This window comes from Sphingopyxis sp. GW247-27LB (assembly GCF_002277025.1).
Taxonomy (GTDB): Bacteria; Pseudomonadota; Alphaproteobacteria; order Sphingomonadales; family Sphingomonadaceae; genus Sphingopyxis.
In genome coordinates this window covers 199087-221345 of the sequence record NZ_NIWD01000009.1, presented here as the reverse complement: position 1 = coordinate 221345, position 22259 = coordinate 199087, and the positions used below count along the sequence as shown (strand labels likewise).

Below are 22259 nucleotides of genomic sequence, written 5' to 3'. Positions count from 1 at the left end.
CGCAATCGGCCGTTTTCTGCATGACCGCCATGACGGTTGATACCTCGCGCAACCGCTCTAAAAGGCCGCCATGCAAGATCGCCTGAAACGCCTGAAATTCCGCGCCTGGCATCGCGGCACGCGCGAGGCCGACTATATGATCGGCGGCTTTTTCGACCGTTATGCGCCCGAATGGAGCGAGGACGAGATTGCCTGGTATGAGGCGGTCGTCGAAGAGGATGATGTCGACATCATGGCGTGGGCGCTCGGCACCGGGCAGCCGCCCGCGCATCTCGACCGCCCCGAACTGATCGCCGCGATGCGCCGGCTGGACTATATTCCGCTGCCATGACCCGGACGGCCGCCGACATTTTCGCCGCGATCGGATCGGCGTCGGCGCCGCTGACGCTGGCGCGCGCGGCCGACGGCTTCCTGCCGCTGCTGCTCGCCGATCTGGCGCGGGCGAGCGACACGCGGCTGGTTTACGTGGCGACCGACGATGCGGCGATGCAGGCGGTCGCCGACGCCGCGCCCTTTTTCGCGCCCGACCTGATCGTCCATCGCTTTCCGGCGTGGGACTGCCTGCCCTATGACCGCGCGGGGCCGTCGATGCGGGTCAGCGCCGACCGGCTGGCGACGCTGTCGGCGTTGCAGGCGCCCGCGAAGCGCGGCGAACTGATCCTGACCACCGTCGCCGCGATCACCCAGCGCACGCTCACCCCTTTTCGCATCCGCCAACTCGCGACGACGCTCGCGCCCGGCCAGCGGATCGACCGCGACGCGCTGACCGAGCTGCTCGTCTCGAACGGCTTCAATCGCGTCGACACCGTCGCCGACCAGGGCGAGTTCGCGGTGCGCGGCGGCATCGTCGACCTGTTCCCCGCGGGCGAGGAAACGGGTCTCCGCGTCGATTTCTTCGGTGACGAGATCGAGAGCATCCGCCGCTTCGACCCCGCCGACCAGCGCAGCCTCGGCCCCGCCAAGGCGCTGTCGCTGCTCCCCGCCGCCGAAACTTTGCTCGATGAAGCGACGATCAAGCGCTTCCGTTCCGCCTACCGCGAAATCTTTGGCGCGCAGGCGACCGGCGATCCGCTGTATCAGGCGGTGAGCGAAGGGCGGCGGCAGGCGGGCATGGACCATTGGCTGCCGCTGTTCGAGGAGCGGCTCGCGACCTTGTTCGACCATATCGACCCGGCAACCCCGGTGCTGCGCGGCCACCGCACCGACGCGACCGCCGAGACGCGCTTCGACGCGATCTGCGACTATCACGCGAACCGCGTCGCCGCCGAGCGCGAGCAGGCGGGCAGCTATCGCCCGCTCGCCCCCGACACGCTCTATCTGACCGAGGCCGAATGGAGCGACGCCGAGGCGGCGCGACCCGTCCATGTCGTCACCCCGTTCGACATCCCCGAAGCGCCGGCGGTGCTCGACCTCGAGACGTTCGCGGCGCGCGATTTCACGCCCGAGCGGACCGCCGACCTCAATGTCTACGACAAGGTCGCCGACCATCTGTCGGACGAGCGGCGCAAGGGGCGGCGAACGATCATCGCCAGCTATTCGGCGGGCGCGCGGGATCGGTTGTCGGGGTTGCTGCGCGAACATGGAGTGACGTCGCTCGCGCCTGCCGAAGGCTGGCAGGACGCTCTCGGCACCGCCTCGGCCGAGGCTGGCGGCGCCACCGCGATGGTCGTCCTGCCGCTCGACCATGGCTTCGCGTCCGACGCGCTCAGCCTGCTGACCGAGCAGGACATCCTCGGCGAACGCCTCGTGCGGCGGCAGAAGCGCCGCAAGAGCGCCGACGCTTTCCTCGCCGAGCTCGCGACGCTCAGCGTCGGCGATCTCGTCGTCCATCTCGACCACGGCATCGGCCGCTACGAGGGGCTGACCTCGATCCCGGTCGGGAACAGCCCGCACGACTGCGTCGCGCTTACTTACGCCGGCGGCGACAAGCTCTATGTCCCGGTTGAGAATCTCGACGTCCTGTCGCGCTACGGCGGCGAAAGCGAGGGGGTCGGGCTCGACAAGCTGGGCGGCGAGGCGTGGCAGCGGCGCAAGGCGCGGATGAAAGAGCGCATCCGCGAGATCGCGGGCGAACTGCTCGCGACCGCGGCGCAGCGCGCGCTGCGCTCGGGCGAACTGCTCGCGCAGGATGCCGCCTATCCCGCCTTCGCCGACCGCTTTCCCTATCAGGAAACCGACGATCAGGATCGCGCGATCGGCGACGTGCTCGCCGACATGGCGTCGGGGCGGCCGATGGACCGGCTCGTCTGCGGCGACGTCGGCTTCGGCAAGACCGAGGTCGCGCTGCGCGCCGCCTTCGTCGCGGCGATGGCGGGGGTGCAGGTCGCGGTCGTCTGTCCGACCACTCTGTTGGCGCGCCAGCATTACACGAACTTCGTCGAGCGCTTCAAAGGCTTCCCGATCAACATCGGACGGCTGTCGCGGCTGGTGCCCGCGGGCGAAGCGACGAAGACGCGCGACGGGCTGGCGAGCGGGCAGATCGACATCGTCGTCGGCACGCACGCGGTCTTTGCGAAAGCGGTCGAGTTTCAGCGCCTCGGCCTCGTCGTCGTCGACGAGGAGCAGCGCTTCGGCGTCGTCCACAAGGAGCGGCTGAAGCAACTCAAGACCGACGTCCATGTGCTGACGCTGACCGCAACGCCGATTCCGCGGACGCTGCAGATGGCGATGTCGGGGCTGCGCGAGCTCAGCGTCATCCAGACCCCGCCGGTCGACCGGCTCGCGGTGCGGACCTATGTGGCGCCGTGGGACCCGGTGGTGATCCGCGAGGCGCTGCTGCGCGAGCACGACCGTGGCGGTCAGAGCTTCTTCGTCACGCCGCGGATCAAGGACCTGCCCGACATCGAGGAGTTCCTGCGCACGCGGGTACCCGAGGTCAAATATGTCGTGGCGCACGGCCAGATGGCGCCGGGCGAGGTCGAGGAGCGGATGAGTGCCTTCTACGACCGCAAATATGACGTGCTGGTCTCGACCACCATCGTCGAGTCGGGGCTCGACATTCCGAGCGCCAACACGCTGGTCGTCCACCGCGCCGACCGCTTCGGCCTTGCGCAGCTCTACCAGCTTCGCGGCCGGGTCGGGCGGTCGAAGACGCGCGCCTACGCCTATCTCACGACGCCCGATCACGGCGGCATCACCGACACCGCGGAAAAGCGGCTCAAGCTGCTCGGCGACCTCGACACGCTGGGCGCGGGCTTCCAGCTCGCGAGCCACGACCTCGATATTCGCGGCGCCGGCAATCTGGTCGGCGACGAGCAGTCGGGGCATATCCGCGAGGTCGGCTTCGAACTCTATCAGTCGATGCTCGAGGAGGCGATCCTCGTCGCCAAGGCCGAGGGTGCCGGCGTGGCGCCGCCGCGCGAGGCGCTGTCGCCGGTGATCACGGTCGACGCGCCGATCCTGATCCCCGAGGATTATGTGCCCGACCTGCCGCTCCGCATGGCGCTCTATCGCCGCCTCAACGAGGCCGAGGACCGCGCCGGGCTCGACGCCTTCGCGGCCGAGATGATCGACCGCTTCGGTCCGCTGCCGCCCGAGACCGCGAACCTCGTCCAGTTGATGGAGATCAAGGCGAACGCGAAGGCCGCGGGCATCGCCAAGCTCGACGTCGGCACCAAGGGCGCGCTGGTCAGCTTCCACGGCGACCAGTTCGCGAACGTCCCCGGGCTGATCGCCTATGTCGAGCGGCTGAAGGGTCGCGCGCGCATCCGCCCCGACAACCGGCTGTCGGTCAGCGGCGAGTGGGCGAGCGCGGGCGCGCGGCTCAACGGCGCGCTGCAACTGTCGAAGGGGCTGGGAAAGCTGGCGCGGCAGGCGGCGTAAAACATCGTCATTGCGAGCGGAGCGAAGCAATCTCCAGCTATCGGCCTTGCGCAAGGCCGATAGCTGGAGATTGCTTCGTCGCTACGCTCCTCGCAATGACGGAGCTATTGTATCAAAGCGAGAAGCTCCTCCCCCGGCACCGGCCCCGATTTCAGGAAGCCCTGCCAGGTCGCGACCCCGATCTCCTTCAGCCGCGCGAGCTGCCGGTCGTTCTCGACCCCTTCGGCGACCACCAGCAGCCCCAGCGCGCGCGCCAGATCGACGATCGCGCGCACGACGATGCGGTCGCGGTCGCTGCCGTCGATCGTGCGAGTGAAGCCGCTGTCGATCTTCAGATAGTCGATCGGCAGCCGCGCGAGCAGCGACAGGCTCGAATAGCCGGTGCCGAAATCGTCGATCGCGATCGCCGAGCCGAGCGCACGGATCTGCGCGAGCTGCGCCGCCGCGCTCGCCGGGTCGCTGAGCATCGCCTGTTCGGTGAGTTCGAGCGTCAGCCGGTCGGGGTCGACCTTCGCCTGCTTCGCCATCGCGGCGAAACGGTCGGCGAAACCGGGGTCGCCGAGGTCGGCCGCGGTGATGTTGAGCGACACCCGGAGGCCGCCGAGCGCCTTCGGCCAGCGCGCGATCTCGGCGAGCGCGACGCGGTGCGCATGCTCGGTGAGTTCGCGCTCCATCCGCGCGGCGCGCGCGGCGGTGACGAGCGGCCCGGCGCCGAGCAGCCCGAGCTCGGGATGCCGCCAGCGCAGCAGCGCCTCGACCCCGGTCATCGCGCCGCTCGCGACGTCATATTGCGGCTGATAGAAGATCGCGACCTCGCCGTGCGACAGCGCCGCCTTGACCATCGCGCCGTCACGCGCCGAGGCCGGGCGCGCGAGCTGGTCGCTGGCGATGCGGAGCTGGTCGGCGATCGGCTCGTCGCGGGTGATCAGCGCCGCGGCGATGCGGATCGCGAGCCGCCCGCTCGGGTCGCCGACCATCGGCTCGGCGAGCGCGACGTGCAGCGCCCGCTCCTGCGCGTGCAGGGCGGCGAGCGACAGCGGCACCGCCGGAACGATCAGGAAGCGCGGCCCGCTCAGCCGCTCGACCACCGCCCCGTGGCCGAATTCGTCGCCGGCGAAATTCTCGAGCCGCCGCGCGACCTCTTCGAGCAGCGCATTGCCCGTCTCGGTCCCCGCGCTGTGGTTGATTCGCGCGAGCTGGTCGACCTGGACCAGGATCACGCCGACATCGGCATCGTGGCGCGCGTGCAGCCAGGTCAGGTGACGGATGCTGGCGCTATTGGGGTCGACGGAGCGATTCATCGCGCCGCCATATCAGGCTTTGCTTGCCAAGCCCTTCCCTTTTGCATCACAATCGGCGCGATGGTTATTCAATCGCCCGTAGATACTCCGCTGACCGACGGCCACGGCCGCCGGATCAGCTATTTGCGCCTGTCGGTCACCGACCGGTGCGACCTGCGATGCCGCTACTGCATGGCCGAACATATGAGCTTCCTGCCGCGCTCGGCGGTGCTCAGCATCGAGGAAATGGGCGCGCTCGCCGAGCGCTTCGTCGCGCGCGGCATCCGGCGCATCCGCCTGACCGGCGGCGAGCCGCTGGTGCGGCGCGGCATCGACATGCTCGCGGGCCGGCTCGGCGCGCTGATCGGGAGCGGACTCGACGAACTGACGCTGACCACCAACGGCATGCGCCTCGCCGACCATGCGCCGATGCTCGCCGAAGCGGGGATGCGGCGTGTCAACGTGAGCCTCGATACGCTCGACCCCCAGGCCTTCCGCCACATCACCCGCGTCGGCGACGTCGCCGTCGCGCTGCGCGGGATCGACGCGGCGCGTGCCGCGGGCCTTTCGGTCAAGATCAACATGGTCGCTCTCGCGGGGCTCAACGAGGACCAGCTCCTCCCGATGCTCGATTATTGCGCCGCGACAGGCTGCGACCTGACGCTGATCGAGACGATGCCCCTCGGCGACGTCGAGGGCGACCGCAGCGACCATTATATTCCGCTCCACCGCTTCATCGCTCCGCTCCGTGCCGAGCGCGCCATCTACCCGGTCGACCGGCGCACCGGCGGCCCGGCGCGCTATTTCGGGGTCGAGGACAGCCCCGTGACGCTCGGCCTGATCACCCCGCTCAGCGACAATTTCTGCACGACGTGCAACCGCATCCGGCTGACGGTCGAAGGGCGAATCTACATGTGCCTCGGCCAGGACGACCATATCGACCTGCGCGCCGCGCTGCGCGACGGCGGCATCGGCGCGGTCGACGGCTTGATTGATGCCGCTTTGGCTGGCAAACCCCGCGCGCATGATTTTCACATCGAACGAAAGTCCAAACCGGCGGTCGCGCGTCATATGAGTGCAACGGGCGGCTGACACGCCGACTCCAGGGGGACCGGACCACTATGCATCGCAAGATCGCGCTCGTCGCATCGAACACGCCCGCGGGCGAGGAGGCCGAGGCCGAGCTGCGTCCGCTCTACGACTTCGTCGATCTGGCCGAAGCCGACCTGCTGATCGCGCTCGGCGGCGACGGCTTCCTGCTCCACATGCTGCACCAGCTGCTCGACCAGCGGCGAAGCCTGCCCGTCTTCGGCATGAATCGCGGTACCATCGGCTTTCTGATGAACGAGTTCCGCGTCGAGGGGCTACTCGAACGCATCGCCGGAGCGCGCCCCTTCCTGATCCATCCCCTCTCGGGCGACATCACGACGATCAGCGGCGAGCGACATATCCTGCCGGCGATCAACGAGATTTCGCTACTGCGCGAGACGCGCCAGGCGGCGAAGCTCGAGGTGCTGATCAACGAGAAGACGATGCTCGAGGAACTCGCCTGCGACGGCGTGCTCGTCGCGACGCCCGCGGGCTCGACCGCCTATAATCTGTCCGCCAATGGCCCGATCCTGCCGCTCGAATCGGAAATGCTCGCGCTGACCCCGATCAGTCCCTTCCGCCCGCGGCGCTGGCGCGGCGCGCTGGTGCCCGAATCGACGAGCATCCGCTTCAACGTCCGCGAGGCGGCGAAGCGCCCGGTCAGCGCGGTCGCCGACCAGCGCGAGATCCGCGACGTGAAGACGGTATTGGTGACAACCGACCGCAGCCGGCCGTTGACCCTGCTGTTCGACCCCGACCAGGGGCTCGACGAACGCATCGCGATGGAACAATTTATCGTCTAGAGCGCAGGACCCGCCAAAACCCCCTTGATAAATATGTTCGTTGGCGGCAAAGGGGCCGCCTTGCCCGCTCCGGCGGCGTGTTCCTCGGTAGCTCAGCGGTAGAGCAGTCGACTGTTAATCGACCGGTCGTAGGTTCGAATCCTACCCGGGGAGCCACACTCTTCTAAAAGAGATTGCCTTACGCAAGGGGTCGCCAAGGCCGCCGCCTTTGGGTTATGCCAAGGGCATGCTCACGATCCTTCTCCCGCTCCTCGCGCTCGCCGCCCAGCCCGCGGCAACGCAGCCCGATTCGACGCCGCCCGCACCTGTGATCGCCACTGCGCCCTCAAACCCCGCGGTGCCCGACACGCGGCCCTATGTTGCGCTCGTCACCGACCTCGGGACGATCACCGTACGTCTCGAGGACAAGCGCGCGCCGGTCACTGCCGCCAATTTCCTGCGCTATGTCGACACGAAGCGGATGGACGGCTTCAAATTCTATCGCGCGACGCGGAGCTGGGGGCCGGCGAGCAAGCTGATCCAGGCGGGCAACCGCGGCAATGCGGCGCGGAACTTCCCGCCGATCAAGCACGAGCCGACCACCGCGACCGGGCTCACCAATTGCGACGGTGCGGTGTCGATGGCGCGGCTCAACCCCGGCGATGCGGCGACCGACTTCTTCCTGCTGCTCTCCGACATCAAGGGCTTCGACGCCGATGCCGAGGGCGGCGACGGCGCGGGTTTCGCGGTGTTCGGCGAGATCGTCGGCGGGCGCGACGTGGCCGAGAAAATCTACGCCGCGCCGTTGTCGCCGACCGCGGGCGAGGGGGCGATGAAGGGCCAGATCCTCGATCCGATGGTGACGATCAGGACCGCGCGCCGCGTTCCGGCGCCCGCCGACGCGCCGCAGGGCTGCATCGTCAAGGCGGCGAGCGCGGCGACGCCCGGCACCCCGGCGCAATAGCGGGGTGAAGCGCCGACTCCGCGCGATCATTTATTTTGCGTTCATCCGCGCTGTGGCTATACCGCGCGCATGACTCACCCCGTTTCCTCGCGCGCCGCCGTGCGCCTGCTCGCCGCCGCTCTCGTGATGACGCCCCTGCTGGCGGCCTGCGCCGGGGGGGGCGGGGTGAAGAAGGACACGCGCTATGTCGCGCGCGACGTCAGCACGCTCTATCGCGCGGCGCAGGATCGGCTCGACCGCAACCAGTACAAGCTCGCCGCCGCGCTGTTCGATGAGGTCGAGCGCCAGCACCCCTATTCGCCCTGGGCGCGCCGCGCGCAGCTGATGAGCGCCTTTTCCTATTATATGGACCGCGAATATACGCCGTCGATCGAGGCGTCACAGCGGTTTCTGGCGATCCATCCGGGCAACAAGGACGCGCCCTACGCCTATTATCTGATCGCGCTCAGCTATTATGAGCAGATCAGCGACGTTACCCGCGACCAGAAGATCACCCAGCAGGCGCAGGCCGCGCTCGGCGAGGTGATCCGCCGCTATCCCGATACGCGCTACGCCGCCGACGCGCGGGTCAAGATGGACCTGGTGCGCGACCACCTTGCGGGCAAGGAGATGGAGATCGGCCGCTTCTATCAGCGCAGTTCGAACTGGCTCGCCGCCTCGCTCCGCTTCCGCGAAGTGACCGAGAAGTTCCAGACCACCAGTCACACGCCCGAGGCGCTCTATCGCCTGACCGAATGCTATCTCGCGCTCGGCATCCCCGCCGAGGCGAAGAAGGCGGCCGCCGTCCTCGGCGCCAACTATCCGGGCAGCAAATGGTACAAGCGCTCCTTCGACCTGATGCGGAAATACGCACCGCAGGCCTGACGCATCGCGCGATAGATTCGCATTTTGTTCTGCGATAAGAGCGGGTCATGCTGACGGCGCTCTCCATCGCCAATATCGTGCTGATCGAACGGCTCGACCTCGATTTCGAGGCCGGACTCGGCGTGCTCACCGGTGAGACGGGGGCGGGCAAATCGATCCTGCTCGATGCGCTGGGCCTGGCGCTCGGGATGCGCGCCGACACCGGATTGGTGCGGCAGGGCGCCGACAAGGCGCAGGTCACTGCGAGCTTCCGAGCCCCCGGCTCCGGCACGCCGCTCGCCAACCTGCTCACCGACAACGACATCGCGCTCGAATCCGGCGAGCCGCTGCTGATCCGCCGCACGCTGAGGGCCGACGGCGGCAGCCGCGCCTTTCTCAATGACCAGCCCTGCTCGGCGGCGCTGCTGCGCGAAGTCGGCGGACAGTTGGTCGAAATCCACGGCCAGCACGACGATCGCGGCCTGCTCGCGCCCGCGGGGCATCGCGCGCTGCTCGACGCCTATGCGCGCGCCGACACCGGCGCGGTAGCCGAAGCGCACGCCGCCTGGCGCGCCGCCGAGGCGAAGCTCGCGGCGGCGCAGGCTGCGGTGAGCGAGGCGGAGCGCGACCGCGAATGGCTCGAACATTGCGTCGCCGAACTCGCGGCGCTCGCGCCGCAGCCCGGTGAAGAGGCCGAACTCGCCGAAGCGCGCGCCGCGATGCAGAAGGGCGAAAAGATCGCGGGCGATCTCGCCACCATCCTCGAAGCCTTCGACGGCAGCGCGGGCGGCCCGGCGCTGCTGCGCGGCGCGGCGCGGCGGCTCGACCGACTCGCGGGCGATCATGTGCTGCTCGCCGAGGCGCTCGCCAGCCTCGACCGCGCGATCATCGACGCCGACGAGGCCGAATCGAAGCTGCACGAAGCGGCGCGCGCGATGGAATATGATCCTGAGCGATTGGAGGCGGCCGAAACGCGGCTGTTCGAACTGCGCGCGATGGCGCGCAAGCATAGCGTCCAGCCCGACGAGCTGCCGCAGCTCGCGGGCGACCTCGCGGCTCGGCTCGACGCGATCGAGGGCGGAAGCGCGGGGCTTGCGAAGCTGGAGGCGACGGTCGCCGAGACCGTGGCGGCCTATACCCACGCGGCGACCGCACTCTCCGGCCAGCGCGTCAGGGCGGCGGCGCGGCTCGATGCTGCGGTGGCGAGCGAACTCGCCCCGCTGAAGCTCGACGCCGCGCGCTTCCAGACGCTCGTCGAACGGCTTCCCGCCGAGCGTTGGGGGGCAGACGGAATCGACCGCGTCGAATTCCTCATTTCGACCAACCCTGGCGCCCCCTTCGCGCCGCTGGCGAAGATCGCGAGCGGCGGCGAACTCTCGCGCTTCATCCTCGCGCTCAAGGTCGCGCTCGCCGAGGAGGGCGGTGCCGACACGATCATCTTCGACGAGATCGACCGCGGCGTCGGCGGCGCGGTCGCGAGCGCGATCGGTGAGCGGCTCGCCAGGCTGGCAGGCGCGGGCAAGCAATTGCTCGCGGTGACTCACAGCCCGCAGGTCGCCGCCAAGGGCGCGGCGCATTTCGTCATCGCCAAATCGAGCGAGGGAACGGTGACACGAACGGGCGTCCGCGCCCTCGACCCCGCCGGCCGCCGCGAGGAAATCGCCCGCATGCTCTCCGGTGCCGAAGTGACGGCGGAAGCGCGCGCGCAGGCGGAGCGATTGCTGGAGGTGGTGTGAGTCGGAGGCACATGCCCCCTCCTCTTCAGAGGAGGGGCAGCGAGACTTACGAGCTTTGCTCGTTAGTCGCAGCGGGGTGGTGCCCCGCACCGGCGTCCACCACCCCAACCCCTCCTCTGAAGAGGAGGGGCTTATAATGGTCAGCCGCCGCACCATGCTTGAACGCGCTGCTGCAATGCGGCGAGAGCCTACGGAGGCCGAAAAGCGGTTGTGGCGCTATCTATCCGGCGCAAAGCTGGGTGGACTGAAATTCCGGCGGCAGGCGACGATCGGCAACCGGGTCGCCGATTTCTTCTGCCCGGCAAAAGGGCTTATCATCGAAATCGACGGCAATACACATGATCGCGAACGGGATGCCGCGCTGGACCGCCAGATAGCAGCGCAATATGGCTATCGGACCATTCGCGTGACCAACGAGGACGTGCTCGGCAACATGGACGGTGTTCTGCAACATATCGAAGATGTCGCCTGCCGAGCGCCCGACCGATGGTCGTCGGGCAACACTCTATCATGACCGCGCCCCACCCCCTCGACCGCCCAGTCTGGAGCATGCTTACCGGGCGGCAGGTGCATCTGGCCGAGGGGGACCGCCGGGCGGCGGTGCGGATCGATCGGGGCTATGGACCGTTCGGAGCCGCCGCGGATCGGAGCGCCGAGGCGCAGACGGCGCTGGCTGCGCTCGTGCCCGACGATGGCGAGCTATGGATCGTCGAGGGCGATCCGTGGCCGGTGCCGCCCCGCACGCGCGAGGTGAAGCGCGCCGTGCTCGCGCAGATGGTCGCCGAGGGTGCGCCGCCGGCGGCGCGGGATAGCGAGCCGCCGATGCTATCGCTGTCCGATGCCGATGCGGTTGGGATGGCGACGCTTGCGGAGCATGCGCAGCCGGGACCATGGGGCCCGACGACGCATCGCTACGGTCCCTTCTTCGGGATTCGCGAGGGCGGCCGCCTGCTCGCGATGGCGGGGCAGCGCATGCTGATGCCCGGCATGGCCGAGATCAGCGGCGTGGCGACCTGGGCCGATTGCCGCGGACGCGGCTATGCGCGCGCGCTGATCGGCCATGTGATGCGCGCGATGGTCGCGCGCGGCGAACAGCCGTTCCTGCACAGCTATGCCGACAATGCCGGCGCCATCGCGCTCTATGAATCGCTCGGCTTTCGCATCCGGCGGCAGGTGCATGTGCTGGTGATTGCGCGGTGATCGACCGGCGCACGCACCTTGCCGCGCTGGCCGCCTTCGCGGCGGTGATGCCCGTGCGGTCCCTGCGGGCTTTGGAGAAGATCATGGAAGAAGCGCATCCCCAATATGGCCTGATCGGCCAGATGATCGCGCGGCCGGGGCAGCGCGCCGCGCTCGCCGCGATCCTGACCGAGGGCACCGATGCGATGCCGGGCAATTTCGCCTATCTGGTCGGCGAGGACGCCGAAAACCCCGACGCGCTGTGGATCGTCGAGCTGTGGGCCGACAAGGCGGCGCACGCGGCGTCGCTGCAATTGCCCGCGGTGCAGGCGGCGATCGCGAAGGGGCGGCCGCTGATTGCGGGATTTGGGTCTCGCGCCGAGTTCAAGCCGGTGGCAAAAGCCGGCGCATGAAAGATGTCGAATCGCTGACCGAGGCCGAAGCCGCCAACGAACTGATGCGGCTCGCGAAGGCGATCGCGCACCACAACAAGCTCTATCACGCCGAGGATTCGCCGGAGATCAGCGACGCCGATTACGACGCGCTCGTCCGGCGCAACAATGCGATCGAGGCTGCCTTCCCGCACCTGATCCGCGCCGATAGCCCGAACCGGCTCGTCGGCGCCGCGGTCGAGGCGTCGCCGCTCGCCAAGGTCGCGCACCGGCAGCGGATGATGAGCCTCGACAACGCCTTCGCGGCCGAAGATGTCGCGGAGTTCGTGGCGCGGGTGCGGCGCTTCCTCAATCTGAACGGGGACGAGGCGGTTGCATTGACCGCCGAGGACAAGATCGACGGCCTGTCCTGCTCGCTGCGCTACGAGAAGGGCGAACTGGTGCAGGCCGCGACGCGCGGCGACGGGACGGTAGGCGAGGACGTCACGCCGAACGTGCGTACGATCGCCGATATTCCGCAGACGCTGAAGGGTGATGCCCCCGACGTCTTCGAGATTCGCGGCGAGGTCTATATGGCCAAGGCCGATTTCGCCGCGCTCAACGAACGGCTGCTCGCCGAGGCCGAAGACCCCGAAAAGGCGCGCCAGTTCGCCAACCCGCGCAACGCCGCCGCGGGCTCGCTGCGCCAGAAGGACGCGAGCATCACCGCGTCGCGCCCGCTGCGTTTCCTTGCGCACGGCTGGGGCGAGGTCAGCGACGTGCCCGAGGCGACGCAATTCGCGATGATGAAGCGCATCGAGGGCTGGGGCGTCCCCGTGTCGCCGCTGCTGGAGCGCTTCGAGAGCGTCGAGGCGGTGCTCGACCATTATCGCGCGATCGAGGCCGAGCGCGCTGACATGCCCTATGACATCGACGGCGTCGTCTACAAGGTCGACCGGCTCGACTGGCAGGCGCGGCTGGGTTTCGTCGCCAAGGCGCCGCGCTGGGCCATCGCGCATAAATTCCCCGCCGAGCGTGCGCAGACGACGCTGGAGGCCATCGACATCCAGGTCGGCCGCACCGGCAAGCTGACCCCGGTGGGGCGGCTTACCCCCGTCACCGTCGGCGGGGTGGTGGTGTCGAACGTCACGCTGCACAACCGCGACGAGATCGGCCGCCTCGGCGTGCGGCCCGGCGACCGTGTCGTCGTCCAGCGCGCGGGCGACGTCATCCCGCAGGTGGTCGAGAATCTGACGCGCGACGAGGCGCGGGCGGACTATGCCTTTCCCGACCATTGCCCGGTGTGCGGCAGCGAGGCGGTTGCCGAGGAAGGCGAGGTCGACGTGCGCTGCACCGGCGGCCTCATCTGCAACGCCCAGAAGTTCGAGCGGCTCCGGCATTTCGTCAGCCGCGGTGCGCTCGATATCGAGGGGCTTGGCGAGAAGAGCATCGCGGAGTTTCTGGAATTGGGCTGGCTCGACAAGGGGCCGGCCGATATCTTCCGGCTGAAGGATCATCGCGATGAACTGCTTGGCCGCGAGGGGTGGAAGGACAAGTCGGTCGACAATCTGTTCGCCGCGATCGAGGCGAAGCGGCAACCCGACGCGGCGCGGCTGCTCTTCGGGCTCGGTATCCGCCATGTCGGCGCGGTCACCGCGCGCGACCTGCTGAAAGGGCTGGGCGAGCTGTCGCGGCTCCCCGAAAAGGCGGCCGAGATCCATGGCTATCTCGACGCCAACCCGCGGGCCGAGGGCGAATCGGACGGCAAATATCTCGCGCGCAAGGTCGAGGCGATCAAGTCGATCCTCGAAGTCCGCGCCGACGGCATCGGCGTCGCGGTGGGTGAGGCGCTCGGCGATTTCTTCCACGAACCGCACAATCGCGCGCTGTGGGACGACCTCCTCTCCGAAGTCGCGCCGCCGCCCTATGTGGTCGAGACGCGCGACAGCGAGGTGTCGGGCCAGACCGTCGTCTTTACCGGCAAGCTCGAGACGATGAGCCGCGACGAGGCGAAGGCGCAGGCCGAAAAGCTCGGCGCCAAGGCCGCCGGCAGCGTGAGCGCGAAGACCGACCTCGTCGTCGCGGGCCCCGGCGCGGGGTCGAAGCTCAAGCAGGCGGCTGCGCTGGGAATCAAGGTGATCGACGAGGCGGAGTGGGCGAAGATCGTGGAGGCGGCGGGTTAGCGCTTTGATCAGTATTTTTCGTCACCCCGGACTTGATCCGGGGTCGATCACGGCTTGGCGAGAATGGATGCCGGATCAAGTCCGGCATGACGAGAGTTGGGGGCGGAGAGAATGGCCAGACGCGACTATCTGAACACGCTCATGCGCGACCTCGAATCGCATACCGAGGTGCGGCGTTTCGGCAGCGGCTGGCTGTCGGGCTTCTTCGGTCTGCTGTTCGCGATCACCGGCTTCTTTCTGGTCATCGCGCTGCGCTTTCCCGACTGGTTCGCGACCCCCGAACTCGAAATCGTCAAGAACTGGACCGGCTTTCGCGGCTTCGTCCATCTGATCCTGCTCGTCAGCTACGGCCTTGCGCTGCTCAGCCTCTTGCTGCGTCCCCGGAAAGTGCTCGGGCTGACCGCGCTGATGATCGGGCTCGTCGCGGCGCTGCTCGGCGGCGCCAATGTCCAGCCCGCCGAGACGCGCGACTGGGGCATTTTCTTCGGGCTCGACTTCTTCATCGTCAATCTGCTCGTCACCGGCTTCATGTTCGCCCCGCTCGAGCGCGCTTTCCCGCACCGGCGTGCTCAAAGATTGTTCCGCACCGAATGGCGCGAGGATCTCTTCTATTATCTGGTCAGCACGATGTTCGTGCAGATACTGAGCTTTCTCGCGCTCGCGCCGCAGGCCTTCGTCAACGACCATACGTCGAGCTGGGCGGCGTTCCGCGCCGGGGTCGCGTCCTTGCCGTGGATCGTCCAGTTCGCCATCGTCCTCGTCGCGTCGGATTTCGTGCAATATTGGTTCCACCGCAGCTTCCACAAATTCCCTTTCCTGTGGGGATTCCACGCGATCCACCACAGCGCGAAGTCGATGGACTGGCTCGCGGGGTCGCGGATGCACTTCGTCGAGATCATCCTCTTGCGCTCGATCACCTCGCTGCCGCTGTTCACGCTCGGCTTCGCGCCCTCGGTGATGCAGGCCTATATCGGTTTCGTCTATGTCTGGTCATCGCTGCTCCACGCCAATGTCGGGGGCAGCTTCAACCGGCTCGGCCACTGGCTCGCGACCCCGCGTTTCCACCACTGGCACCACGGGCTCGAACGCGAGGCGTTCGACGTCAATTTCGCGATCCATTTCCCCTGGCTCGACAAGATCTTCGGCACCTTCCATCTGCCCAAGGATCGCTGGCCCCAGAATTACGGCATCCCCGAGGATGTGCCGAAGGCCTATTGGGGCCAGTTCCTCTATCCGTGGACGCGGACGGGGAAGAAGACCGACGAGACGCCGGCGGAATAAGGGGCGCGTGGACATTATGTCCGCTTGCGCCGCCTCGCCCCACGCCATAAGGCCACGCACCGTGGGCATCCTCGCCGCCTTTCGCCGTCCCGGCATCCTGCTCCTGCTGCCCGCGTTGCTCGCGCTCGCGGCGCGCGTGCTCGTCGCGCCGGGGTGGATGATCGAAACCGACAGCGGCGGGTCGATCACCGTCCGCGTCTGTTCGGACCCCGCGAACCCGGGCGCGACGCTGACCATCGCGCTCGAGAGAGATGGCGAGAAGGTCGGCGATCATGACGCGGCGCAGGACCAGCATTGCCCGTGGGGCGCGCTCGCGGTTGCGCCGATCGTTCCCGACACCCCCGCGCTGCCCGAGGCGCTCGCAAGGGCCGCGCCCGCCCCCGCCGCGATTCCCGCGCTCGGCTATGCGCCGGGCATCGCCTCGCCGCTGCCGCCGAGCACCGGACCACCCGCCTTCGCCTGAATCAGCCTGACCGGCCGGGCGCGCGCCTGCGCGCGCCGGCTCCTGCCTGCATTCAAGCGAAGGATTATCGATGCAAAGCCCTGTTACCTGCGTGGCGCCCTTGCTGGCGCTCGCCATCACGTTCGTTCCAATGCTCGCCCATGCCGAAACGGCCGAGAGCGACCAGACCATCATCGTCACCGCCACCACCGGAACCGACGCCGCCGAGGTGCGCGCGGCGAAGACGCCCGGCGGCGCCGATATCGTCGGCTATGAGGATTATGCCGACAAATCGATCGTCAGCTTGCGCGACACGCTCGCCTTCTCGCCCGGCGTCTATCTCCAGCCGCGCTTCGGGCAGGAGGTGCGGATCTCCATCCGCGGCTCGGGTTTGTCGCGCGGATACCATATGCGCGGTCTGACGCTGCTCCAGGACGGGGTGCCAATCAACCTCGCCGACGACAATGGCGATTTCCAGGAGCTGGAGCCGATCTTCTTCGATCATCTCGAGGTCTATCGCGGCGCCAATGCGCTGCGTTTCGGCTCGGGAACGCTCGGCGGTGCGATCAATGGCGTGACGCCGACCGGACGCACCGCGCGCGGCATCTATCTGCGCGCCGACGGCGGCAGCTTCGACAGCCTGCGGGGGCTGGTGTCGGCGGGTGTCGCGGGCGAGCGCGTCGATGCGTGGGGCGCGGTCAGCGCCGACACGTCGGACGGGGACCGCGACCATGCGCGGCGGCGCAGCCTGCGCTTCCACGGCAATGCCGGGCTCGCGCTGACCGACAGAATCACGACGCGTCTCTACGCGAGCTACAATAATATCGATCAGGAACTGCCCGGCGCCCTGACCCTAGGGGAGGCGCTGACCACGCCGCGCAAGGCCAATGTCGGCAGCGTCGCTGGCGATCAGGCGCGCGATATCGAATCGCTGCGGCTCCAGAACCGCACCCGCTTCGATTTGGGCGCCGCGCAGCTCGACCTCGGCGTCTTCGTCAACACGAAGAGGCTCCACCATCCCATCTATCAGCTCATCGACCAGAAGAGCCTCGATCGCGGCGGCTTCTTCCGTCTCGACTATGCCGCCGGATCGGTCGAGGCGACCCTCGGCGGCGAACTGCGCGTCGGCGACGTCCATTCGCGGCGCTTCGTCAACATTGCGGGTCGGCGGGGCGCGAAGACCTTCGACGCGCAGCAGGATGCCCGCACCGCGACCCTCTATGGGGAGATCCGGCTGAGGCCGGTCGACAGCCTGTCGCTGATCGCGGGCGGCATTTATGCCGACGGCATGCGGCGCCAGCGCGAGGCCTTCAACAACGGTCCGGTCGACAATGAAGGTCGCGCCGACTTCGACGCCTTCTCGCCCAAGTTCGGGGTGCTGCTCGAACCCGCGCCGGGGGTACAGATCTACGGCAACTACAGCCGCTCGGTCGAATTTCCGGGCTTCATCGAACTGGCGCAGACATCGGCCTTCGTCCCGCTCGATCCGCAGCGCGCGTGGACAGCGGAAATCGGTACGCGCGGCCGGAGAGGGATGCTGAGCTGGGACCTTTCGCTCTACCGCGCCGACATCAAGGGCGAACTGCTGCAATATAATCCGGGTGAGGCGGATGTCCCGGCCGCGACCTTCAACGCCGGGAAGACGCGTCACGAGGGGATCGAGGCGGCGCTGGAGTTGAATCCCGCCGATTGGTTGCGGCTGCGGCAGGTCTATACCTACAGCGACTTCCGCTTCCGCGGCGACGCCGTCTATGGCGACAACCGCCTGCCGGTCGTCCCGCGCCACGTCTATCGCGCCGAAATGCGCCTCGGCACCGACGCGCTGCACGTCGCGCCCAACGTCGAATGGGTGCCGCAGGGGCCCTTCGCCGATTACCGGGGCCGCGTTCGCACTCCTGGCTACGCGCTGCTCGGCTTCACCGTCGGCGCGCGCGTGGGGGAGGGCATTGACGCCTTCCTCGACGTCCGCAACATCACGGGAAAAAGGGCGATCGGCGACATCAGCGCGGCGATCGACGTGACCGACACCTCGGCGATCTATTATCCGGTCGAGCGCCGCGCGGTCTCGGCCGGCCTGCGCGCGCGCTTCTAAGGGGAGAATGGGGATGGCGGACGTCAACCAGCTCCCGCTCTATCGCACCATCTGGCGCTGGCATTTCTATGCCGGGCTGTTCGTCATTCCCTTCGTCCTGCTGCTGTCGGCGACCGGCGCGATCTATCTGTTCAAGCCGCAGACCGACCGCTGGGAAGAACGTGCATGGCGGGACCTGCCTGCCGCGCAAACGGTCGATGCCGACGCGCAGGTGGCGGCGGCGCTCGCGGCCTTTCCGGGCGCGCGCTTCCACTATTATCGTATCCCCGCGGCGCCCGGCGACGCCGCGGTCGTCCATATCGGGCTCGCCGACGGCACGATGCGCGATGTCGGCGTCTCGCCGCGGGGCCGGATACTCGGCGCGATCGACCCCGAGCGGCGGCTGTCGGCGGTGGTGCAGCGCATCCACGGCACGTTGCTGCTCGGGGTCGGCGGCGGCATCCTCGTCGAGCTCGCCGCGAGCTGGGCGATGGTGCTGATTCTCACCGGCCTTTACCTCTGGTGGCCGCGCGGGCGCGGGCTGGCGGGTGTGGTCTGGCCGCGCGTGTCGCTTGGCGGGCGGACGGCGCTTCGCGATCTCCACGCGGTCACCGGTTTCTGGGTTTCGGGTTTCGCGCTGGTGCTGCTGACCACCGCGCTGCCGTGGACCGATGTCTGGGCGACCGGCTTCAACGCGGTGCGCGCCGAAATGGGTTGGGTCGCAGGACCGCGGGACTGGAAGGGGGGTCTCGGCGGTCATGCCGCGCACGATCATGGCGCGATGGCGGAGATGGCGATGCCCATGCCGACCGCTTCGGCGCGCGTGCCGCTCGACACCATCCTGCTTCGCGCGCGCGGCGAGGCGATGCCCGCGCCGGCGATCGTCCAGCCGCCGGGCGCCCCCAATCTGTTCGGGCCGCCCAACGGCGATGTCTGGACGTTGACCACGCTGACGCAGAACCGTCCCTACGTGCGATCGGTCAGCTACGATCCCGAAACGGGGATCGAGGTGACGCGCAGCGGTTTCGCCGACAAGCATGTCATCGACCGCGTCGTCGGCATCGGCATCGCGTGGCACGAGGGCGCGCTCTTCGGTGTCGTCAGCCAGCTGATCGGCGTGGCGACGGCGCTCGGGATGATCCTGCTCGCCGTCACGGGCTTTCTGATGTGGCGGCGGCGGAGGCCCGATGGCGCGCTCGGTGCGCCCGCGCCGCCGCGCGATCCGGCGAAGCTCAAGGGCGTCGCCGCGATCCTCCTGCTGCTCGCGGCGTTTCTGCCGTTGCTCGCGGCATCGCTGATCCTGCTCTGGTTCGTCGACCGGCTGCTGCTGCCGCGCCTGCCGCGGGCGGCACGCTGGCTCGGGATGGCGGTGAGGAGCTGATCGACAGGGAAGGGGCGCTCGCGTTTTGCCGCTCGCTGCCGCAATTCCCGAGTGGAATGCAAAGAAGTTACCATTTCGCGCTCGCCGAGCGAACCGGGCTTTCGCAGGCCGAGCGCGAGCGGCTGGCGGCGATGGCGCCGATGCGCAGTCTCGCCGACGGTCAGTTCGTGCAGCATCAGGGCGATCCGGGCGACGCTTTCTGGGTGGTGTGCGAGGGGAATGTTCTTGCCGGGCGCCATGCCGAAGACGGATGCTTCACCGCCTTTGCCGTGCTGGGCCCCGGCGACATCTTCGGCGAGCTCGCCTTCTTCACCGGCGTGCCGCGTCAGGCCGATGCGATCGCCAGCGGCCCGGCGCGGCTGATCGCGATCGACCGGCCGCTGCTGCGCCGGCTGATGGCCGACGACATCGGCTGGGCCGAACTGCTTCTCCGCAGCCTGTCGCGCCAGCTCGCGGTCACGCTCGACATCATCGACGCCGCGCGGCGGCTGCCGACCGCCGACCGGCTCGCGCGGCTGCTCGCCGCGATGGCGGCCGACGCGTCCGACCGCTGCACGGTGCGCGCGACCCAGCAGCAGCTCGCCGACCTGCTCGGCGTCTCGCGCGTCACTTTGGGGGTGGCACTGCGCGATCTGACCGCGCGCGGGCTGGTCGAGCGCGGCTATGGCCGGATTCGGATCACCGCATCGCTTTCGCAGAGCGACAGCGCTCGTTATAGCTAGGACGCTATGGCATTCCTCCGCTCTCTTTGCCTGTTTCTCGCCGCGCTGCTGCTCGCGCCCACCGCGAGCGCCGCCGACCGCGGGCCGCTGGTGCTCGCGGCGGCGAGTCTGCAGGAATCGCTGACCGAAGCGGCCGATGCCTGGGCGGCGCAGGGGCATGCCCGGCCGGTGCTGTCGTTTGCGGCTTCCTCGGCGCTGGCGCGGCAGATCATGGCGGGGGCGCCCGCCGACCTCTTTCTGTCGGCCGACGAGCCATGGATGGACGCGGTCCAGAAGGCGGGATTGCTGCGCGGCGGCACGCGCACGACCTTGCTCGGCAACCGGCTGGTGCTGATCGCGCCGGTGGGGAGCAGGGTCCGGCTGACGCCGGCGCGCGGCTTTCCGATCGCCCGCGCGCTCGGCGGCGGGCGGCTCGCGGTAGCCGATCCCGACGCGGTGCCGGCAGGCAAATATGCGAAGGCGGCGCTGACGTCGCTCGGCGTCTGGCGCGGGGTCGCGGAGCGGCTCGCCCCGGCCGAGAATGTCCGCGCCGCGATGGCGCTGGTCGAGCGCGGCGCCGCGCCGCTCGGCATCGTTTACGCGACCGACGCGAAAGCCTCGCGCGCGGTTCGCGTCATCGGCACCTTTCCCGCGTCGAGCCACCCGCCGATCCGCTATCCGGTCGCGGTGCTGAAGGCTTCGCGGCACAAGGATGCCACGGCCTTCCGCGCCTTCCTGCTGTCGCGGCAGGCGCGCGCGATCTTCGCGCGGCACGGCTTTTCGGCCCCCTGATGCTCTCACCCGAGGAATGGAGCATCGTCGCGCTGTCGCTGAAGGTGGGCGGCGTCGCGGTGCTCGCGACGCTGCCGCTCGCCTTCGCGCTCGCCTGGGCGCTCGCGCGCTACCGCTTTCCGGGCCGCGTGCTGCTCGACGGCCTCGTCCACCTGCCGCTCGTCCTGCCCCCCGTCGTCACCGGCTGGCTGCTGCTGCTCGCCTTCGGGCCGCTCGGGCCCATCGGGCGCTGGCTCGAAAGCTGGTTCGGGGTGAGCGTGATGTTTCGCTGGACCGGCGCTGCGCTCGCGGCGGCGATCATGGCGCTGCCGCTGATGGTGCGCGCGATGCGGCTGTCGATCGAGGCGATCGACCGGCGATTCGAGGGTGCGGCGCGCACGCTGGGGGCAAGCCGCTGGCACGCCTTCTGGACGATCAGCCTGCCGCTCGCATTTCCGGGCGTGCTCGCGGCGCTGGTGCTCGGCTTCGCGCGCTCGATCGGCGAATTCGGCGCGACGATCACCTTCGTGTCGAACATCCCGGGCGAGACGCGAACCCTGCCGCTCGCCATCTATTCGGCGCTCCAGATCCCGGGGGCCGAGGCGATGGTGACGCGGCTCGCGCTGTTCTCGGTCGCGCTGTCGCTCGGCGCGCTGATCCTCTCCGAATGGCTCGTCCGCCGCACCCATGCCGAAAGACAGCGGCATGGCGATTGATATCGACGTCGAAAAGCGCCGCGGCGAGCGCATCATCGCGGCGCGCTTCACCGCCGGGCCGGGACTGACCGCGCTCTTCGGTCCCTCGGGCGTCGGCAAGACCAGCCTGTTGGCCATGGTCGCGGGGCTGCTGCGGCCCGATCGCGGGCATATCCGCATCGGCACCCGCACGCTTTTCGGTGACGATGTCGACCTGCCGCCCGAGGCGCGGCGGATCGGCTATGTCTTTCAGGACGGCCGCCTCTTTCCGCACCGGCGGGTGCGCGCCAACCTGCTCTACGGGCACCAGCTCGCGGCGCCGGGCGACCGCTGGATGGGCCTCGACGAAGCCGCCGCCTTCCTCGGCATCGGGCATCTGCTCGATCGCTGGCCGCGCAGCCTGTCGGGCGGCGAGGCGCAGCGCGTCGCGATCGGCCGCGCTTTGCTTGCCGGGCCCGAAATCCTTTTGATGGACGAACCGCTGTCGTCGCTCGATGCGGCGCGGCGCGGCGACATCATGGCGGTGATCGAGCGCATCCGCGACGAGCTGAAACTGCCGATCCTCTACGTCAGCCACGACCGCGCCGAGGTCGACCGGCTGGCGACCGAGGTGATCGCGCTCGATGGGTGAGGTCGACTTAAAGTTTCACTTGAAACCAGTTTTGTGA

20 protein-coding genes and 1 tRNA gene are annotated in these 22259 nt (G+C 68.7%); 20 read left to right on the top strand and 1 reads right to left on the bottom strand.

Translation table 11 applies throughout. The features are described 5' to 3' along the window. The first annotated feature begins 70 nt into the window (after positions 1-70). Together CD928_RS13475 and mfd are read left to right on the top strand one after the other, a co-directional pair. Complete coding sequence (locus CD928_RS13475) at positions 71-331, top strand: succinate dehydrogenase assembly factor 2 (protein ID WP_095387623.1); 261 nt, start codon at positions 71-73, stop codon at positions 329-331. Continuing rightward, positions 328-3822, top strand: coding sequence for a transcription-repair coupling factor (gene mfd, locus CD928_RS13470; RefSeq protein ID WP_095387622.1), 3495 nt, complete (start codon positions 328-330; stop codon positions 3820-3822). The genes CD928_RS13475 and mfd overlap by 4 nt, the downstream gene beginning before the upstream one ends. Positions 3823-3926: 104 nt before the next feature. On the opposite strand, the gene CD928_RS13465 is transcribed toward mfd, so the two are convergent. After that, on the bottom strand, positions 3927-5123 hold the full coding sequence (locus CD928_RS13465; RefSeq protein ID WP_095387621.1) for a GGDEF domain-containing phosphodiesterase: 1197 nt from the start codon (positions 5121-5123) through the stop codon (positions 3927-3929). Between the two features lie 60 nt (positions 5124-5183). Between CD928_RS13465 and moaA the strand changes: the two genes are divergently transcribed. The 18 genes from moaA (at position 5184) to CD928_RS13375 (ending at position 22222) form a co-directional block, all read left to right on the top strand. After that, positions 5184-6194: a GTP 3',8-cyclase MoaA gene (moaA, locus tag CD928_RS13460; protein ID WP_095387620.1), complete on the top strand. Its 1011-nt coding sequence runs from the start codon at positions 5184-5186 to the stop codon at positions 6192-6194. A 29-nt stretch (positions 6195-6223) separates the two neighbouring features. After that, entirely contained in the window at positions 6224-6994 is a 771-nt protein-coding gene (locus CD928_RS13455) for an NAD kinase (RefSeq protein WP_095387619.1), read from the top strand. A gap of 81 nt (positions 6995-7075) precedes the next feature. Continuing rightward, a tRNA-Asn gene (locus CD928_RS13450) sits at positions 7076-7150 on the top strand. Positions 7151-7202: 52 nt separating this feature from the next. Next, positions 7203-7937 carry a peptidylprolyl isomerase gene (locus CD928_RS13445; RefSeq protein ID WP_369679308.1) on the top strand — a complete coding sequence of 245 codons (735 nt, stop codon included), beginning with the start codon at positions 7203-7205 and terminating at the stop codon, positions 7935-7937. A 69-nt stretch (positions 7938-8006) separates the two neighbouring features. Then, complete coding sequence (locus CD928_RS13440) at positions 8007-8801, top strand: outer membrane protein assembly factor BamD (protein ID WP_095387618.1); 795 nt, start codon at positions 8007-8009, stop codon at positions 8799-8801. Between the two features lie 47 nt (positions 8802-8848). Continuing rightward, positions 8849-10516, top strand: a complete 1668-nt coding sequence (recN, locus tag CD928_RS13435) for a DNA repair protein RecN (protein WP_095387617.1) — start codon at positions 8849-8851, stop codon at positions 10514-10516. A 136-nt stretch (positions 10517-10652) separates the two neighbouring features. After that, positions 10653-11030: an endonuclease domain-containing protein gene (locus tag CD928_RS13430; RefSeq protein ID WP_255247164.1), complete on the top strand. Its 378-nt coding sequence runs from the start codon at positions 10653-10655 to the stop codon at positions 11028-11030. Then, complete coding sequence (locus CD928_RS13425) at positions 11027-11716, top strand: GNAT family N-acetyltransferase (protein WP_095387616.1); 690 nt, start codon at positions 11027-11029, stop codon at positions 11714-11716. The genes CD928_RS13430 and CD928_RS13425 overlap by 4 nt, the downstream gene beginning before the upstream one ends. Beyond that, a complete protein-coding gene (locus CD928_RS13420) occupies positions 11713-12108 on the top strand; it encodes a putative quinol monooxygenase (protein WP_369679307.1) in 396 nt (131 codons plus the stop codon). Before CD928_RS13425 ends, CD928_RS13420 begins: the two co-directional genes overlap by 4 nt. Then, positions 12105-14249: an NAD-dependent DNA ligase LigA gene (gene ligA / locus CD928_RS13415; protein ID WP_095387615.1), complete on the top strand. Its 2145-nt coding sequence runs from the start codon at positions 12105-12107 to the stop codon at positions 14247-14249. The genes CD928_RS13420 and ligA overlap by 4 nt, the downstream gene beginning before the upstream one ends. Before the next feature lie 111 nt (positions 14250-14360). Continuing rightward, positions 14361-15530 carry a sterol desaturase family protein gene (locus tag CD928_RS13410; RefSeq protein WP_095387614.1) on the top strand — a complete coding sequence of 390 codons (1170 nt, stop codon included), beginning with the start codon at positions 14361-14363 and terminating at the stop codon, positions 15528-15530. A gap of 61 nt (positions 15531-15591) precedes the next feature. Next, positions 15592-15993 carry a DUF2946 family protein gene (locus CD928_RS13405; protein ID WP_095387613.1) on the top strand — a complete coding sequence of 134 codons (402 nt, stop codon included), beginning with the start codon at positions 15592-15594 and terminating at the stop codon, positions 15991-15993. Between the two features lie 70 nt (positions 15994-16063). Continuing rightward, complete coding sequence (locus CD928_RS13400; protein ID WP_095387612.1) at positions 16064-18064, top strand: TonB-dependent receptor; 2001 nt, start codon at positions 16064-16066, stop codon at positions 18062-18064. Between the two features lie 13 nt (positions 18065-18077). Continuing rightward, complete coding sequence (locus CD928_RS13395) at positions 18078-19424, top strand: PepSY domain-containing protein (protein WP_095387611.1); 1347 nt, start codon at positions 18078-18080, stop codon at positions 19422-19424. Between the two features lie 56 nt (positions 19425-19480). Continuing rightward, entirely contained in the window at positions 19481-20146 is a 666-nt protein-coding gene (locus CD928_RS13390; RefSeq protein WP_095387610.1) for a Crp/Fnr family transcriptional regulator, read from the top strand. Between the two features lie 6 nt (positions 20147-20152). Beyond that, positions 20153-20917, top strand: a complete 765-nt coding sequence (gene modA / locus CD928_RS13385) for a molybdate ABC transporter substrate-binding protein (protein ID WP_095387609.1) — start codon at positions 20153-20155, stop codon at positions 20915-20917. Beyond that, positions 20917-21612 carry a molybdate ABC transporter permease subunit gene (gene modB / locus CD928_RS13380; protein WP_095387608.1) on the top strand — a complete coding sequence of 232 codons (696 nt, stop codon included), beginning with the start codon at positions 20917-20919 and terminating at the stop codon, positions 21610-21612. The genes modA and modB overlap by 1 nt, the downstream gene beginning before the upstream one ends. After that, positions 21602-22222, top strand: coding sequence for an ATP-binding cassette domain-containing protein (locus CD928_RS13375; protein WP_095387607.1), 621 nt, complete (start codon positions 21602-21604; stop codon positions 22220-22222). The genes modB and CD928_RS13375 overlap by 11 nt, the downstream gene beginning before the upstream one ends. Positions 22223-22259: the final 37 nt, after the last annotated feature.